The sequence below is a fragment of the Acinetobacter sp. F9 genome (assembly GCF_019195275.1).
In the GTDB taxonomy this organism is placed as follows: Bacteria; Pseudomonadota; Gammaproteobacteria; order Pseudomonadales; family Moraxellaceae; genus Acinetobacter; species Acinetobacter pseudolwoffii.
The window spans coordinates 1,375,677-1,392,714 of sequence record NZ_CP078068.1; the positions used below are offsets into that span (position 1 = coordinate 1,375,677).

The window sequence follows — 17,038 nt, forward strand, 5'->3', positions numbered from 1 at the left end:
AAGCTTTTTTATTTTTAGTAAGTGTAAGGTTCTTCATGGCGTCGTCTAATTCTGCTGCTCAGCCAGCACAAAATTCAAAATTTCGCGTTTTAACCGCGAGCTTGGTCGGTACTACAATCGAGTTCTTCGATTTTTATATCTATGCCACTGCTGCTGTCATTATTTTTCCATATCTGTTCTTCCCTGCAAGTACAGATCCGATGACTGCCACCATTCAGTCGCTTGCCACTTTCGCCATTGCCTTTATTGCCCGCCCGATTGGTGCGGCACTCTTTGGTCATTTGGGTGACCGGATCGGGCGAAAAGCCACATTGGTCGCTGCCTTGCTGACCATGGGTATTTCCACCGTTGCGATTGGCCTCTTGCCCACTTATGCGCAAATCGGGATTGCTGCACCACTCTTGCTTGCACTCTGTCGTTTAGGTCAGGGCTTGGGGCTGGGTGGTGAATGGTCAGGTGCAGTACTTCTTGCCACCGAGAATGCACCTGAAGGTAAACGTGCCTGGTATGGCATGTTCCCGCAACTGGGTGCTCCAATCGGCTTTATTCTGGCAACAGGTTCTTTCCTGACGTTGGGCGCTTTCATGTCTGAGGCTGACTTTATGGCTTGGGGCTGGCGTATTCCATTTATCTCAAGTGCCTTGCTGGTGATTGTCGGTTTATGGATTCGTTTAAAACTGCATGAAACCCCGGCATTCCAAAAGGTGCTAGATAAACAAAAAGAAGTGAACATTCCATTTGTTCAAGTCTTCAAAAAACATTCTCGCATGCTGATACTCGGCACCATCGCTGCAATTTGTACCTTCGTGGTGTTCTACCTCACCACAGTATTTGCATTGCAATGGGGTACTAAACAGCTAGGTTATTCTCGTGAAGAATTCCTGCAATTGCAGTTGGTTGCAACCCTATGTTTTGCTGCCTTTATCCCACTTTCTGCAGTATTGGCCGAGAAATTTGGCCGTAAAACCACCTCGATTGCAGTCTGTGTTATCTCTGCCATCTTCGGGATTTTCTTTGCAGATATGCTGGAATCTGGCAGCACGCTGGTGGTATTCCTGTTCTTGTGTATTGGTCTGGCGATCATGGGCTTAACCTATGGGCCAATCGGTACTGTATTGTCTGAAATATTCCCGACTTCAGTACGTTATACCGGTTCTGCATTGACCTTTAACCTGGCAGGCATCTTTGGTGCATCCTTTGCTCCGCTGATTGCCACCAAACTGGCAACAACTTATGGTCTGTCTGCAGTCGGTTATTACCTGACTGCAGCATCAATCCTGTCACTGATTGCATTTCTGTTGATTCGTGAAACCAAGAATGATGATGTAAATAATCAAATTTAAAGTCTTAGTTTGATTTAAAAGCCAGCATTCGATGCTGGCTTTTTTATGATTTCACAACAAAACTCTGCTACTTATCTCGTTAAATTTGCTCAACAATCAAATGGACTCAACCAGACAATGAGGCAAGGCAATGCAGGAACTTATTGAATCCCTAACCCAGGAACAGTTGGTCAATATTATTATTTTGCTGGAAGATGATAAAAAAATAGAGGCCGTTCGCTATATCACCGAGCACACGACCTTGGATGAAATCCAGGCGCTGCAAGTGATTGAGGAAATTGTCCGTGAGCACGATGTGGTCATGAAAACTGAAAGCACAGGACCGCGCTTTAGTGATGATGCGGGTGAGATTGACCTGGTAACGCCTCCCCTTGAAATTCCGACCCATCCGAGCCTGAATACCCCCACAGAAGCTGAAATCACCGCACGACAATTACGCGAAGACGTCCCAACCCGAAAAATTGAAAATAAAATCTGGATTCTGGCAGCCATTGCAGTGCTGTTATTGATCCTGATCTGGATCATCAGTTAAAGCTGAACAGGACAATATCTCCATTTAGATCAGTTCAATAATATCAATGGTGGGTGGTACTCGAAAACGAAAAGGTACGCCGACCAAACCGGTGCCAACCGTGACAAACACATCTGCATGTTCATGACGGTACATGCCCTTCTTGTGCCCCAAAATTGATACTTTTTTCATGACATAATCGGTCAGCCAAGGCAATTCCACCTGTCCGCCATGGGTATGTCCAGCCAGCATGAGAGGACGTGTCGGCAATTTGGGAATCATATCCACCGTATCGGGATTATGCGACAAAATGACCCAAGGCTTGTCCTGAGGTAAATCTGGCAGACTGCGCATATCGGCTTTACCCGCCCAGAGATCGCCCACACCCAAGAGCCGAAATTCATCAAATTCGACAATTTGCCCTTCAATATCCATGACCTGATTGACTTGCAGTGCATAATGCAACAGTTCCTGAATCGGTGGTCCCGGATATTGCTCGTCATGATTGCCATTGACGGAATAGACTGGGGCATGAATTTCTTTTAAAACTGCCAGTTCTTGTGCCAGTTTATTTTCCGGCTCATAAGTCCAGTCTCCGGCCACCACCACCAAATCGGGTTGAACATGATTTAACTTATGCACAATTTGTCGCAACTGCCGTTCATGACCAGAAAACAGACCGATATGTAAATCTGCAATCAGGGCAATCCGGACGGGTTGCTTTAAGCGTTTATCCGCATTGATCTGATATTGTGTCGTTTTCACTTGAATTAAATGCGGCTCGATAAAGCGTGCATAACTCAAGACGGCGCTGATCAAAAATACAAAAACAGCTTCATGCAAGGAATAATAACCGCTCCATCCGGCATAAATACTGAAGAACACCAGTGGAACCAGTAAATAGGACAGGTAAAAAGCCAACAAATGACAAAATGCTTTAAATGGATGAATAGTCTCGGTACGAGATTGACTAGACCATGCCTGGTACACAGCCCAGATGGCCAGAATGGCCATGCCTAAATAAAAATAAAAAAGTACGGAACTGGTATCCCACATAGATTTGCCTTGTCGAGTCGAGAAGCTGATTACTGGCTTTATATTTATCTTTTCATAGCTGGCAATTATACTCAATTCTAATTTTTCATTCTTCGACTTATATGGCCACTGCTCCCCACGTTCAAGCTCATTCAAAATTTTCCTGCTTTTCATCAATTTACCGCTATAAAGCTGGAATTTTACTGAGCTGTAGCATGATCTTGGGTCTTCCTGCATGCAGTACTTTGCCCAAGCAAACTGAGCAGCCTAGCCAGATGGCATTTGAAACAGATACCTCACAAACCAGTTTGGCGCAAATTGTTGAACCTTTACGTGAACAGAACATCGGCCTGACCGGTTATCGTGTGCTCTATGACCCACTCGAAGCACTGGGTGCGCGTATCCAGCTGATTAACAAGGCCGAGCGTAGTCTGGATCTACAGTATTATATTTGGGACAACGACCGGATTGGCACCCTTGCCCTGCATGCGATTATTCAGGCGGCAGATCGTGGCGTAAAAGTGCGTCTGCTAATGGATGACAATAATGCCAAGAAAATGGAAGGTATTTATCTGGCCTTAAACCAGCATCAGAATATCGATGTTAAACTGTATAATCCCTACCGTTTTCGAAAATATCGTGCCATGGACATGGTGCTGGATTTAAAGCGTATTAATCGCCGCATGCATAATAAAAGTTTTATTGCCGACAACCAGATTGCCCTGATTGGTGGACGCAATATGAGTAACCAATATTATAATGTCAGTGAAATTTATCAGTTTTCCGATGTCGATGTGATGCTGGTCGGTGCAGCATCGGATGAAATCATTCATTCCTTCGATGAATACTGGAATGATGATTATGCCTATCCGGTGCAACAGATTGTCAATCCGCGCCATCATGGCTTACGCTTTCCAAGCCTGAAACAACAACTGGAAAAGCACAGTCAGGATCAGGCCACACAGAATTATCTGGATCTGGCAAATCGTTCCAGAGCATTTGACCAATGGCTGGAACAAAACATTCAACTGGATTGGGTCGAAGCCGAAGTGGTCAAAGATCCTCCAAGCAAAATCAAGGCCAAGGCCAAAGCCGAAGAACATCTCAACTTCCAGTTATTACAACATCTGGAAAAACCTGAACAAAGTGTTGATATTGTCTCTGCCTATTTTGTTCCGGAAAAAATTGGCGCAGATCGTTTAAAGAAACTGGCGGATGAAAATATCGAGGTCCGTGTCTTGACCAATTCGTTTAAAGCCAATGATGTTGCCGTTGTACATGCCTTTTATGCCAAATATCGTCAGGATTTATTGGAAAATGATGTGCAGCTATATGAGTTCCTTGCAGCGCCAGATGCCGATCATCTCAATGCCAATACAGCGGAAATTTCCAAAAAAGCCAAAGTCAGCCTGAAAGGTTTAAGCCGCTCCAGCCTACATGCCAAGCTGATGGCAATCGATCAAAAACAGGTGTTTATTGGTTCTTTTAACTTTGATCCACGTTCTGCCTATCTCAACACTGAAATTGGTGTCTTACTGAATAGTCCATCTTTAGCACAGGCAGTGCACCAAACCATGGATCAGAACTTAAGTAAATATGCCTATAAACTGGTGCTGGATGCCAACCAGAATATTAACTGGAAAATCAAGAAAGCCAATGGAGAGGTTAAAACCTTCACCAAAGAACCCGGAATAAGATGGTACCAAAAAGCTGGACTCAAACTGATGTCCTGGTTGCCGATCGAAGGGTTTATGTAAGTGACAAACAGCTTGAGTTGAACTATTTAAAATAGCCTCTTATTTAACACTGCCTGCTTCTCATGGATTTGCCCCAAGTTTCAGAGATATGAGTGTGGCAAGGATGCCACACATTATCCATCACGACAGGACGTCGTGTATGGCTAATAAAGACTTTTGCCTACTTTGGGTCTGTCAAAAGTAGAGTTTTGCCAACACAAAGCCATTTAAATGTTTAAAGCAAAGATGAGGCTATACACGTCTATTCCCAAGAATAGATATCAAATGCCTAAATTTCTCATCCAGTTGTTTTTTATTAAGTCTTTTCTACTACACGCGATTGCAACTCCACCAAGCCAGCCTGCATGGTTTGCTGTACCACACGGGTCAGGCTTTCAACAGTGTGCCCCTCAGTCGCGATTGCAGGTAAAGCCACTAAATGTGCAATCACTTGTGGCATTTCCAGTACTTTTTTGACATGGGCTGCAAAACTGATGTCATTGATAAACGGCGCAACCACATCGAGGTCGCCCTGCTGATTCACATAACAAATCAGGCAAATTTGCACAGGACGCTGTGCCTCAATCGCAGCACCCAAAATCCGGCCGTGTACTTTTTTAATGGCTCGCCCATCTGAAGTGGTGGCTTCAGGAAAAAATAATACGGGAATATTCTGTTTTAAAAATCCGGTAATCTGTTCGCGGATACGCACCGAATCACCAGAACCACGTTTGATAAATAAAGTGCCGCCACCTTTGGCCAATTTACCCAGAATTGGCCAGTTTTCAATTTCTGCTTTGGCCAGAAAAAATACGCGTGCCCCTGAACCTAAAACTGCAATATCGAGCCAGGACACATGGTTACTCACCCATAAAGCGGGTTCGCGCGGAATTTCACCGTGCACCTGGACTTCTATGTTGAATACTTTGCACAACTGTCGACAAAAATGTTGCACATAACGGGTATTGGTTGGATTGTTCGGATTTTTGTATAAACCGTGACGGAAAACCAAATAGAACCCTTCACTGATAACAGCCAGTGAAGCTGTTACTTTTCGCGTATAAAGCCAGAATTTTGCCAAGCCATGTCGGTGAGATGTTTGATCTTGTACAGTTGGGTTCATAAAAACGTCACTAAATCCTAAGCTAGATACAGGGAATATCCACGAATTAAACTCATTCTATACTGTTCATTCGCAACATGCATTGATAATAAAAACCGACCAATAAGATCTATATCTTCAATTTTAATTGGATTAACAAATCATTTAAAATAAAAACATCGGAATATTAGATTAAAAAGGATCGCTGCCATGCCAGATCAAACCCAGCCTGCGAATGAAAAGCTTCAGCCTTTACAAGTGCTCAAATATATTTTGGGTGGTACCTGTATCTATGCCGCTGTACTGGTAACACTTGCACAACTGTTTGTCACCGCACTTTAAACCAAAGCCGCGCTAATTCAGTATCTGCCTCGCTCTTTTTCAACTACACTAAAGCTTTCAAGTGGAGATTGGCCTGAGTGGAATATTTAGAACAACATCGGGGGAAAGAACGCGTCATTCTGGTGAGTGTCAGCGTACAAATGCTGGATGACCTTGATGCTGAAGAGTTTAATCTGCTGGCGCAATCTGCAGATGCCGAAATTCTGGAACATATTCATGCTCAACGCGTCAAACCGGATGCCAAATTTTTTATCGGGTCAGGCAAAGCAGAAGAAATCGCCGAATGCGTAGAAGAACTGGACGCCAATCTGGTCATTGTTGATCATGCCCTGACACCGGCCCAGGCCCGCAATCTGGAACAGGTCATCAAGTGCCGTGTGGTCGATCGTACCGAACTGATTTTAGATATTTTCGCCCAGCGTGCCCGTACCTATGAAGGCAAGCTGCAAGTCGAACTGGCACAACTGCAACATTTATCATCCCGCTTAATTCGCAGCCGTGGCAATCTCGACAGCCAAAAAGGCGGCATTGGCTTGCGTGGCCCGGGTGAAACCCTGCTTGAAACTGACCGTCGTTTACTGCGTATTCGCATGGGACAACTGAAAGCCAAAATTGATAAAGTCCGCCAGACCCGAATGCAAGGTCGTATTGCCCGTCAAAAAGCAGCTGTCCCAACTGTGTCTTTGGTCGGTTATACCAATGCCGGCAAATCGACCCTGTTTAACCGGCTGGCCAAGAGTGATGTCTATGCAGCCGATCAGCTTTTTGCCACCTTGGACCCGACTTTAAGACGTCTGGAATGGGATGGCATCGGTAATCTGGTACTGGCAGATACGGTGGGTTTTGTTCGCAATCTTTCCCACTCGCTGGTTGAATCCTTTAAGGCGACCCTGGAAGAAACCGTAGAAGCTACCCTGTTGCTGCATGTCATCGATTCAAGTAGTCCAGAAATGCTGGAGCAGATTGAAGCGGTTGAAAAAGTCCTGAAAGAAATTGGTGCCGATGTTCCGATCCTGCAGGTTTACAATAAAATTGACTGTAGCGGCGATGAGGCCAAAATTATTTATCGACGCCCGGGCGAGCCAGAACGTGTCTATGTTTCAGCACATAGTGGCGAAGGGATCGACCTGCTGCGTAAAGCGGTACATGAAGCCCTGATGGGACAATTGCAATCCTTTGACCTGATTCTGAAACCCGCCTACGGCAAGCTGCGCAACCAGCTTTATGGTTTAAATGTAATCCAGTCAGAACATTATGATGATGAAGGTCAGCTGCATTTACATATTCGGATTGCAGCACAAAAACTGGAGCAGCTGATTAAACAGGCGCATTTACCTTTAGATGAAATTTTGGGAAAACAGGCACAGCAGTTTCAACGTCCACTGGAAGCGTTTGAAATCCGGTCAAAGATCGAGTAAAACTTGATAAGTAAACTTAATAATTGATCATACGAATGAACTGGATAAAACGAATAGACTGGCCAGCATGGATCGGCACCCTGTTACTTATTATTGTCTTTCGGGAAGCATCCGTCTGGCTCATGACCCAGCTGGATCATCCTGAATTGGGCAATCTGGTAGGGTTACTCAGCTTATTGATTGCCCTTTTTACCTGGCGCTATTTCGGTAAACTTCCCGCTCGTCTCGTAGACACCAATAACAAGCTGATGAAGGAAAGCGCCTTTGCTTTCCTGCCTGTCAGTGCAGGTGCACTGATGATGCTGGTCCATATGGGCCAGAAAATTCCGGCATTTTTGTTCATCATGTTTTTCAGCACCCTGATTCCTTTATGGATTTACGCCAAAATGGCCAAGCGCTGGTTATAGGAGTACCGCATGTTATCTATTTTATATGGCTTTGCGGTCACGCTGATGGCCTATCTGATTGCCAAACCCTGTAACCGGATCATCCCGCAAATTCCTGTCATCGTATTTAGCATGTTCTTTGTGCTTGCAATTTTATTTGTGCTCGGGATTCCTTATCAAAATTACATGGATCAAGTGAATCCGCTCTTCAATCATTTACTTGGCTATGTGACCGTCGCCCTGGCCATTCCACTGGCTGCAATGCGCTATGATGACTTACCACTAAAAGCGATTATCGGTATCTTGGTTTTTGCCAGTATCAGTGCTGTCGCCCTACCAATGGGACTTGCATATCTGCTGCATATGTCTTCCGCAGATATTATGGCTTTCGCGACTCGGGCGGTGACGACACCCATTGCGATTAATATCGCCACCTTGCTGGATGCTCCAATCAGTATGGTGATTCTGATTGTGATTCTTTCCGGAGTGATTGGCGCAGCATTTTCACCGTTTATCCTGCGGCATATCAATGATGAACGTGCTTCCGGACTGGCCTTAGGATTGGCAGCACATGCGATTGGTACAGCTCAGGCCTGGCAGCGTGGCAGTGTTGCGGGACGTTATGCCGCTTTCGGTATGGCAGTCAATGCGGTGTTTACTGCCATCTGGCTGCCTACTTTTATACTTTATTTGCAAAAAATGTGACTAGTGAATCATTTTAATTGTTTGTTTTGTGCTTTAATCGTTCCTAATATACAAACATAAAACAATTTTATTCAAGGAACAGAAATATGAAAAAGGTTCAATTATTCTCGGCTTTACTTTTAACCTCTTTCAGCCATCTGGCCTTAGCTTCGGATCTGTCAGGGACATGGCGCAATATCGATGATAAAACCGGTTCACCTAAAGCATTCCTGGAAATTCGCGAAACAGCTACAGGCACTTATACGGCCAAAATTACCAAAATCACGCCGCGCCCGGGCTATACCCCAAAAGAAAATTGTGTCTCTTGTCCTGCACCTTATACCAATAAACCGATTCTTGGACTGGATGTACTGACAGGCCTGAAGCACACCGGCAATAATAACTTTGCTCAAGGCAAACTACTCGATCCATTATCCGGGAATGTGTATAGCACCAAGGCAAAATTAAGCAGTAATGGTAAACGTCTGACTTTACGCGGCTATGTAGGCGTTTCGGCCCTGGGTCGCAGCCAGACCTGGATTAAACAGGATTAATTCATACTCTATTGAATAAAATGTGATGAGTTTAAAATTTAGCAGAGAGAAGCTTGCATTTTCATACATTAAGTTGTATGAATATTGAACATATGCTTTTCTCATGGATTATGAAAGTATAATAAGTAGAATTTACATAATATGTATCAAATGGAATTTGATGCGTTGTCATAAGGATATCGTATGCAGAAAATTGCAATTTTAGGTGTATTTACAGCCTCTATAGTCACCTGCTCCATGGCATTTGCGCAGGAGTTATCGGGTTTCTGGCAACAGATTGACGATAAAACCGGCTCACCTAAAGCACTGATTGAAATGAAAACTCAGGCAGATGGTTCTTATACTGGGAACATTCACAAAGTTACACCGCGACCAGGCTATACGCCACGGGAAAAATGTATAAAGTGCCCACCCCCATATACAGACAAACCGATTTTAGGACTAGAGATCATTAAAGGGCTGAAACCAACCAGCAAGAATAACTATGGACATGGTCAAATACTCGACCCTTTAACTGGCAAAATTTATGATTTAAAAGGGCGGATTTCTGCCAATGGGAAACGACTGACTCTACGTGGATACATTGGGATATCTGCCATCGGCCGTACACAAACCTGGATTCGCCAGGATTAATAAAGCAGCACATTTGTGTTGGAGATATTTTATTTCATCTATAAAAAAAAGGGATAAATATAATGAAACAATCTAAATTAGGATTAATATTCATCGCTGCCATGATGACTGGCACTGCGTATGCACAGGACTTAACAGGCACCTGGCAACAAATTGATGACAAAACCGGTTCACCAAAAGCAGTGATTGAAATTCGCCAAAATGATAACGGTACGTTTGCCGGAAAAATTATTAAAGTTACGCCACGTCCGGGCTATACCCCACAAAAAACCTGTAATAAATGTCCTGCTCCCTATACCAATCAACCTATTCTGGGCATGGATGTACTGACTGGCTTAAAACATGTGGAAGGCACCAATAACTATGAAAAAGGCCGTGTGATCGACCCGCTGGCAGGTAAAATTTACGATGCCAGAGTACGTCTGAATGCCAATGGTAAACGTTTAACCTTGCGTGGTTATGTCGGCGTTTCTGCTTTAGGCCGCAGCCAGACCTGGATTCGTCAGGATTAGTATCCAATTCTCAATATTAATAAAAGCTGCCAACTTGGCAGCTTTTTTTAGTACATTAACTCTATAGTATTCAGATAATTATTGACTATTTAATCATAATTCCTAACATGAGGGCGCGATGACAAAAAACTCTCTGGAATGACTCTCTATGTTAAAAAAAATATTACTTGCCGCATTGACCACAGGGTTTAGCATGACCCTTTGGGCGGAAGATATTACTGGAACTTGGCAACAAATTGATGATAAAACGGGAGCTGCCAAAGCGATTATCGTAATTAGCCAAGAGCCTAACGACACTTACTCTGCTAAAATTGTGAAAGTTACCCCGCGTCCGGGCTATACACCACGTGAAAAATGTAATGCCTGCCCTGCTCCCTATACCAATCAGCCCATTTTAGGTATGACAATTATCAAGGGCTTAAAACATGTTAAAGGCACCAATAACTATGAAAAAGGTAAAGTGATTGATCCTTTGGCAGGTAAAATTTATGACGCAAAAATGCGTTTAAACAACACTGGCAAACGTTTAACCCTGCGCGCCAGTGTAGGTGTTTCAGTACTTGGTCGTAACCAGACCTGGATACGTGCAGACTAATAGATAGTTTAAAAAAGCCACGTGATCACGTGGCTTTTTTTATTGGATTTACTTAGATCACCGGATTATCAACCGCGAACATCTGCTGATCTTCCAGACGGAATGCCATGAGTTGATTGCCCCAGACACAGCCACCATCGACATTCTGAATCTGGTCCGAAATGGTTTTACCATTTAAGGCAGCCCAGTGACCAAACAGAATCTGATGGCTTTGCGCTGCTAATGACTCAAATTCAAACCAGGGTTTAAAGCCTTCCGGCATTGGATCATCTAGCGCATCTTTAAAGCTGTATTCCAGACGCCCCTCTGCATCAGTGAGACGCATCCGGGTCAAATAATTCACGATACAGCGAATACGCTCATGGCCCTTTAGCTGGTCTGACCACAGTGCGGGTTCTTTCCCAAACATCTCTTTCAAAAAATCATCCAGCACATCGAAGTCATCATTAGAAATGATGGCTTCAACTTCTTGTGCCAATTGAGCAGTTTTTTCTGCATTCCAGATATTCGGAATCCCTGCATGCGTCAGAATAGTCTGCTCATTTGGAAATAGACACAGCGGCTGTCTACGCAGCCAGTCAATCAGGTCATCGCTGTCGATGGCATCAATCACATCACGAACATTGTCTTTTTCTTTAATCGGCTTGATGCCGCGGGCATAGGCCAATAAAGTCAAATCATGATTACCCAAGACTGTTGCAGCCGATCCCTGTTCGGCCAGCTTCTTGATAAACCGCAGTGCAGCAATTGAGTTTTCACCTCGTGCCACCAAGTCTCCAGCAAACCAAATAAAGTCCTGATCTGCATCGAAGCGGATTTCTTTGAGCAGAGCTTTCAAGGCCTCAAAACAGCCTTGCACATCGCCAATTACATAATTATATCGAACAGTGCGGTTCATCGTTATTTAAGCCACCATTTGATCTGAAAGTGCAACAAACTGTTCAAGGGTCAGAGTTTCTGGACGTGCCATCGGGTCAACACCCGCTTTTTCAAAACCACCTTCAACCAGCATGCCTTTTAAGCTATTGCGCAAGGTTTTACGACGCTGGGTAAAGACATGAGATACCAGACGTGCCAGCGCTTTTTCATTTTTGGCCACAATCGGCTTGTCTGCATAAGGCTCTAAACGAAATACCGCCGAGGTTACTTTTGGTGGCGGATTGAAAGATCCCGGTGGTACTTCAAACAGGAAAGTCGGTTTGCAGAAATACTGGATCATGACTGACAAACGGCCATATTCCTTGGTATTTGGTAATGCGGTAATCCGATCAACCACTTCTTTTTGCAGCATGAAATGCATGTCTTGTACTTTGTCACCAAATTCCAAGAGATGGAATAACAGTGGCGTTGAAATATTATAGGGCAAGTTACCGACGACACGTAATGGACGATCTTCCTGAAACAATTGAGAATAATCATATCTCAACGCATCGGCTTCAATAATGGTTAAACGTTCCGGATGCGGTACACGACCCGGCAGACCAGCAGCCAGATCACGATCCAGTTCAAGTACGGTTAAGGCATCACATTCACCAATCAAAGGTGAGGTCAATGCAGCCAGACCCGGCCCAATTTCCAGAATGTTCTGACCTGGACGTGGATTGACTGAGCGTACAATTTTGGCAATGACACGTTGGTCATGTAAGAAGTTTTGACCAAATCGTTTTCGAGCCTGATGCCCTTCTTCTTTTGGGTTTAAGGCATTAATTTGATACATAAAAACATTTCCAACGTGAGTGATGAACAATAATCAGTGGCGCGCCAGATCGAGGGCTAAATCGACAGCAACGTGCAGGCTGGAACTTTTCGCAAGTCCCGTACCCGCAAGGGAGAGTGCTGTGCCATGATCTACAGATGTACGAATAAAGGGTAAGCCGAGGGTAATATTAATGGCTTCACCAAAGCCCTGTGATTTTAACACAGGTAAGCCCTGATCGTGATACATCGCCAGAACCGCATCGGCATCTTTTAAGTTTTCCGGGGTAAATAAAGTATCTGCAGGCAAGCTTAAACTCATATTGATGCCTTGAGCACGGTAGCTTTCAAGTACCGGATTAATCACTTCAATTTCTTCCATACCCAAATAGCCACCCTCGCCTGCATGCGGATTGAGACCGCAGACCAAAATATGTGGATGTTCAATCTTAAATTTGGATTTCAGATCGTGAATCAGAATATCGATGACTTGATGCAAACGCTCTTTGCTAATCGCATCGGCAACGGCACGTAAAGGAAGATGCGTCGTTGCCAAAGCCACACGTAAAGTCTTGGTCGCCAGCATCATCACCACCCGCTCAACGCCTGCAAATTCTTGATAATATTCGGTATGACCGCTGAAATGGATGCCAGCTTCATTCATCACAGACTTTTGCACCGGTGCAGTTGCCACGCCGACACTTTTAGCTGACATGGCATAGTCCGCAGATCGTCGCAGTTGTTCTAATACATAAGCGGCATTGTTCGGGTTCAATTCACCTAATACCACAGGCCGATTGAGTGGCACATGTTCAACATACAGCTGACCTTTTTTTGAAGATGCGTCCTGTCCGGTATATTCAATCAACGCCACAGACAATTTCAATTGATCTGCACGGGCTTTCAGCATATTCAGATCGGCCAATACTATAATCGGACGTTCATCCACACGTTCTGCCAGACTCAGGCAAATATCAGGACCAATTCCGGCAGGTTCTCCGCTGGTGACATATAAAGGCAGCATCATCTTCTCAATTTGGCAAAGCTGAGAAATATTATAACCCGATCATATCCAGGCTGCAGCGATCATTGCAAAGCGTCCTTATAAATCAATATTTTGATACGATTGAAAGGATGGTTACAAATATAGTCATCGTTTTTGCGAGATATTCAGGTTTATGCCTTTCCTTATTTCAGGAGATTAGATAAAATACAGCGCTTGAAATTTCAATTTTCATTTGTGATTCTTCACGTATTCGTTTAGAATCGCGTCTCCTTTAGTTTGGACAGATTCCATAGTCCAAACCAACTATAATAGGTAGTGGTTTAATGAAAACTCTCAGCGCTAAGCCAGCTGAGGTTCAACACGACTGGTACGTTGTTGATGCTTCTGGCAAAACTTTAGGTCGCCTTGCGACTGAAATCGCTCGTCGTTTACGCGGTAAGCACAAGACTTCTTATACTCCTCACGTTGACACTGGCGATTATATCGTTGTAATCAATGCTGAAGAAATCACTGTGACTGGTAAAAAGTCACAAGATAAGAAATACTATCGCCACACTGGTTTCCCTGGTGGTATCCGTGAGACTAACTTTGAAAAGTTAATCGCTCACAAACCAGAAGCAGTTCTAGAAAAAGCTGTTAAAGGTATGTTACCTAAAGGTCCTCTTGGTTATGCAATGATCAAGAAAATGAAAGTGTATGCAGGTACTGAGCATCCACACGCTGCTCAACAGCCACAAGTTTTGGACATCTAAGGGATAACAGCACATGGCTACTAATTATGGTACAGGTCGCCGTAAGACCGCAACTGCACGTGTTTTCCTATCAGCTGGTACTGGTAAACTCGTAATTAACAACCGTACTCTTGAACAGTATTTCGGTCGTGAAACTGCTCGTATGGTGGTTAACCAACCTCTTGAGCTGCTTGAAGCAACTGAGAAATATGACCTTTACATCACTGTTGCTGGTGGTGGTATCGGTGGTCAAGCAGGCGCAATCCGTCACGGTATTACTCGTGCATTGATCGCTTCTGACGAGACTTTAAAACCTGCTCTTCGTCAAGCTGGTTTCGTTACTCGTGATGCTCGTGAAGTTGAACGTAAGAAACTTGGTTTACGTAAAGCTCGTAAACGTCCTCAGTTCTCTAAACGTTAATTCGTTTACCGAACCGGACAAAAAAGCCTTGGATTATTCCAAGGCTTTTTTTATAAGTATTCATTTTCAATATTGAAGGATATTTCTGCGGTTATTGTTCATGTATATCTTTACCCCAGACTCCGTCATGGCACCAAAATGATTTACTCAGATAATAATTTGCTACGCCAATAACAATAAATAGCAGGATGATGAGCAGTTTAATAAGCATGCTGTTTTTCTCCAGATATTTTTCTTATAATCTACCTTGGCTCAAGCCGATTGATCTTTGATGCTTGGTGCTTTTTAGGTTGAATTTTAGTATCCTAGTCTATTCATTAGAACTTCATCAGGATTTATGTCAGTCGAAAGCGCGCCTCTTCAAGGAATTACCTTATATAGTCATGCCGATGACTTCCGTTCCCATTGGATTCGCTATGTGCTTGCCGAGAAGCAAATTAAATACAACCTGATTCTGGTAGATACAGATGACGAGGATCTGGCCAGTCTCAATCCTTATAATCAGTTGCCGATGCTGATCGAAAATGAACTCAAATTATTCAATACTTCAATTATTTCTGAATATGTAGATGATCGCTATCGTCAGAATAAACTGTATGCCGATGCGCCGATGCCGCGCGCGGAGCAACGTCAATACATCTGGCGCTTTGAAAATGACTGGCTACAACTGGCCGATATCATGTTACGTCATCCAGACACCCTAGATAAAAAAGCCAAAAACCAGGCACAGAAGCAGTTACAAGATATCCTGACCTCATTGATGCCACTATTCCAGCATTTTCCCTATTTTATGTCTGAACAATTCAGTATTCTGGATTGCATGTTGGCGCCAATTTTTATCCGCCTGAAACAGATGGGCATAGAATTACCGCAGCAGCAATGCCGTCCATTTTATTTATATTGCCAGCGAATTTTCAGTCGTCCTGCCTTTGTAAAATCTATGACATTGCAGGAAAAAAACCGTTATTCAGCACAAATCAAGAACCTGTAGAGAAACATCATGTCCGAACAAGAATTCAACCTTAGCCCTACTCGTCCCTATATGGCACGCGCAATCTATGAGTGGGTTTGCGATAACAATATGACGCCCTACTTGCTGGTCGATGCGACACGTCCAAATACCATGGTTCCTGAGCAGTTTATTAAAGATGGGCAGATTGTGCTGAATATTGTGCCTCATGCGGTACATGCGCTACATATGAGCAATGATGCAATTAGCTTCTCTGCTCGCTTTGGTGGTGTCTCTCGTGATATCTATGTCCCTATGGCAGCCGTGCTCGGTATTTACGCACGTGAAAACGGCCAAGGTTTATTCTTTGATCCAAGTGAATATGAACATACACAAACCGATGAAGATGCTTTAAAATCAAGCACTGAAGAAAAACCTGAACAGCCAAAGAAAAAACCAACTTTAAGGTTATTAGATTAAAAAATAATGGAGCAAGTGAATGGCTTTTGATTTAGTACAATATTTTGTTGAACAGATAGAAACTCAAAAGCCTGAGCTTCTAAAAGACCATACGAAAGAAGAAAGACGAAAATATATAACTGAAATTAATGCCTTAACTTTAGGCAAACTGATTACCGAGTGGCGCAACAATCCACAAAAAATTTATAACGAAATTAATCATCCTGATGAATTATATATACTGGAAGTCGTGCGTCATCTGGCCACCCATTCGGAAAACCAGTCAGCTCTGGATCGAACTCAACTAGAACAAAGCACCTCGGAAATTTTCCATTTACAGCTCACTGAATTAAAACAGTTACATGATACCGGCAATCATAATCTTAACAGCATTCAAGAACTGCTCACCGGCCAGATTGAACATTTATCCGGTCAAGCAGATGATTGGGTTTGGACAACAAACAACCTAACAGAACTCAAAGGCTCTAAACCAATTGTACAAGAAGAGCTATCATTGGAGGCATCAATGAAGGAGTTTAATCAAATGGTAAGCCAGAATCATCAGCATCAAGATGTTGAAGACGTCGTTCTTGTAGAAACCCCAACATGGGCAAAGATTGTTGAACCCATCATCGCCATTGCAATTCTTTGGGTATTAATCGCAGCCGTAATGCGCGTATTTGGTTAAAATGCACTGCAATCAAAAACCAGCATTTTGCTGGTTTTTTTATTTGCCAAGATTTATAAGATCGGCCTATCAATTATTTTAGAGCAAACCCAAGATTCAAGATCTCCTATCACTCCTATAAGAACAACCCTCCTAAGAAAGTTTTGATCAGCTTTGAAATATAAATATATTTAAGCACTTCAATAAGTTTGAGAAGCTCTAGTAGTTTCAATATTGCTTATTAAAAGTTCTTAAAAAT

21 protein-coding genes are annotated in these 17,038 nt (G+C 43.4%); 16 read left to right on the forward strand and 5 right to left on the reverse strand.

Annotated elements, in window-relative coordinates:
* Nucleotides 1-35: 35 nt before the first annotated feature.
* Nucleotides 36-1,343, forward strand: a complete 1,308-nt coding sequence (locus KT990_RS06630; RefSeq protein WP_218209353.1) for an MFS transporter — start codon at nt 36-38, stop codon at nt 1,341-1,343.
* Nucleotides 1,344-1,473: 130 nt separating this feature from the next.
* Entirely contained in the window at nt 1,474-1,875 is a 402-nt protein-coding gene (locus KT990_RS06635; RefSeq protein ID WP_100357973.1) for a hypothetical protein, read from the forward strand.
* A 24-nt stretch (nt 1,876-1,899) separates the two neighbouring features.
* On the opposite strand, the gene KT990_RS06640 is transcribed toward KT990_RS06635, so the two are convergent.
* The gene (locus tag KT990_RS06640; protein ID WP_034608396.1) at nt 1,900-2,910 is read right to left on the reverse strand and encodes a metallophosphoesterase; all 1,011 of its coding nucleotides are present in this window, start codon (nt 2,908-2,910) and stop codon (nt 1,900-1,902) included.
* Nucleotides 2,911-3,011: 101 nt separating this feature from the next.
* Between KT990_RS06640 and KT990_RS06645 the strand changes: the two genes are divergently transcribed.
* Nucleotides 3,012-4,646 carry a phospholipase D family protein gene (locus tag KT990_RS06645; RefSeq protein ID WP_081273091.1) on the forward strand — a complete coding sequence of 545 codons (1,635 nt, stop codon included), beginning with the start codon at nt 3,012-3,014 and terminating at the stop codon, nt 4,644-4,646.
* A 295-nt stretch (nt 4,647-4,941) separates the two neighbouring features.
* Here the strand turns inward: KT990_RS06645 and KT990_RS06650 are convergent, their stop codons facing one another.
* Nucleotides 4,942-5,748 carry a lysophospholipid acyltransferase family protein gene (locus KT990_RS06650; RefSeq protein ID WP_218209354.1) on the reverse strand — a complete coding sequence of 269 codons (807 nt, stop codon included), beginning with the start codon at nt 5,746-5,748 and terminating at the stop codon, nt 4,942-4,944.
* Nucleotides 5,749-5,937: 189 nt separating this feature from the next.
* On the opposite strand from KT990_RS06650, the gene KT990_RS13610 reads away from it, so the two are divergent.
* The 8 genes from KT990_RS13610 (at nt 5,938) to KT990_RS06685 (ending at nt 10,851) form a co-directional block, all read left to right on the forward strand.
* On the forward strand, nt 5,938-6,069 hold the full coding sequence (locus KT990_RS13610; protein ID WP_005098021.1) for a hypothetical protein: 132 nt from the start codon (nt 5,938-5,940) through the stop codon (nt 6,067-6,069).
* A 77-nt stretch (nt 6,070-6,146) separates the two neighbouring features.
* A complete protein-coding gene (gene hflX / locus KT990_RS06655) occupies nt 6,147-7,487 on the forward strand; it encodes a ribosome rescue GTPase HflX (protein ID WP_218209355.1) in 1,341 nt (446 codons plus the stop codon).
* Between the two features lie 35 nt (nt 7,488-7,522).
* Complete coding sequence (locus KT990_RS06660; protein ID WP_005098027.1) at nt 7,523-7,894, forward strand: hypothetical protein; 372 nt, start codon at nt 7,523-7,525, stop codon at nt 7,892-7,894.
* Nucleotides 7,895-7,903: 9 nt separating this feature from the next.
* Nucleotides 7,904-8,578 (forward strand): LrgB family protein, encoded by a 675-nt coding sequence (locus tag KT990_RS06665; protein WP_005098028.1) that lies wholly within the window; start codon nt 7,904-7,906, stop codon nt 8,576-8,578.
* A gap of 86 nt (nt 8,579-8,664) precedes the next feature.
* Complete coding sequence (locus KT990_RS06670; protein ID WP_005098029.1) at nt 8,665-9,111, forward strand: DUF2147 domain-containing protein; 447 nt, start codon at nt 8,665-8,667, stop codon at nt 9,109-9,111.
* Between the two features lie 183 nt (nt 9,112-9,294).
* Entirely contained in the window at nt 9,295-9,744 is a 450-nt protein-coding gene (locus KT990_RS06675; RefSeq protein ID WP_005098031.1) for a DUF2147 domain-containing protein, read from the forward strand.
* Nucleotides 9,745-9,806: 62 nt separating this feature from the next.
* Nucleotides 9,807-10,256, forward strand: coding sequence for a DUF2147 domain-containing protein (locus KT990_RS06680; RefSeq protein WP_005098033.1), 450 nt, complete (start codon nt 9,807-9,809; stop codon nt 10,254-10,256).
* A 148-nt stretch (nt 10,257-10,404) separates the two neighbouring features.
* Entirely contained in the window at nt 10,405-10,851 is a 447-nt protein-coding gene (locus tag KT990_RS06685) for a DUF2147 domain-containing protein (protein ID WP_005098035.1), read from the forward strand.
* Between the two features lie 52 nt (nt 10,852-10,903).
* Here KT990_RS06685 and KT990_RS06690 read toward each other — a convergent pair whose 3' ends face one another.
* Genes KT990_RS06690 through pdxA form a run of 3 tightly spaced genes read right to left on the reverse strand, consistent with a single transcriptional unit; the run spans nt 10,904 to nt 13,570 of the window.
* Nucleotides 10,904-11,749 (reverse strand): symmetrical bis(5'-nucleosyl)-tetraphosphatase, encoded by an 846-nt coding sequence (locus KT990_RS06690; RefSeq protein ID WP_218209356.1) that lies wholly within the window; start codon nt 11,747-11,749, stop codon nt 10,904-10,906.
* 6 nt (nt 11,750-11,755) lie between these two features.
* Complete coding sequence (gene rsmA / locus KT990_RS06695) at nt 11,756-12,568, reverse strand: 16S rRNA (adenine(1518)-N(6)/adenine(1519)-N(6))-dimethyltransferase RsmA (protein ID WP_218209357.1); 813 nt, start codon at nt 12,566-12,568, stop codon at nt 11,756-11,758.
* 33 nt (nt 12,569-12,601) lie between these two features.
* Nucleotides 12,602-13,570 carry a 4-hydroxythreonine-4-phosphate dehydrogenase PdxA gene (pdxA, locus tag KT990_RS06700; RefSeq protein ID WP_074383506.1) on the reverse strand — a complete coding sequence of 323 codons (969 nt, stop codon included), beginning with the start codon at nt 13,568-13,570 and terminating at the stop codon, nt 12,602-12,604.
* 305 nt (nt 13,571-13,875) lie between these two features.
* On the opposite strand from pdxA, the gene rplM reads away from it, so the two are divergent.
* From rplM to KT990_RS06725, 5 genes are all read left to right on the forward strand, one after another.
* Nucleotides 13,876-14,304 (forward strand): 50S ribosomal protein L13, encoded by a 429-nt coding sequence (gene rplM, locus KT990_RS06705; protein WP_004281682.1) that lies wholly within the window; start codon nt 13,876-13,878, stop codon nt 14,302-14,304.
* Between the two features lie 13 nt (nt 14,305-14,317).
* Complete coding sequence (rpsI, locus tag KT990_RS06710) at nt 14,318-14,704, forward strand: 30S ribosomal protein S9 (RefSeq protein ID WP_005007735.1); 387 nt, start codon at nt 14,318-14,320, stop codon at nt 14,702-14,704.
* Between the two features lie 337 nt (nt 14,705-15,041).
* Nucleotides 15,042-15,695, forward strand: coding sequence for a glutathione S-transferase N-terminal domain-containing protein (locus KT990_RS06715; RefSeq protein ID WP_005098044.1), 654 nt, complete (start codon nt 15,042-15,044; stop codon nt 15,693-15,695).
* 9 nt (nt 15,696-15,704) lie between these two features.
* A complete protein-coding gene (locus tag KT990_RS06720) occupies nt 15,705-16,133 on the forward strand; it encodes a ClpXP protease specificity-enhancing factor (protein ID WP_005098047.1) in 429 nt (142 codons plus the stop codon).
* 19 nt (nt 16,134-16,152) lie between these two features.
* Nucleotides 16,153-16,800 carry a hypothetical protein gene (locus KT990_RS06725; RefSeq protein ID WP_005169443.1) on the forward strand — a complete coding sequence of 216 codons (648 nt, stop codon included), beginning with the start codon at nt 16,153-16,155 and terminating at the stop codon, nt 16,798-16,800.
* Nucleotides 16,801-17,038 lie beyond the last annotated feature (238 nt).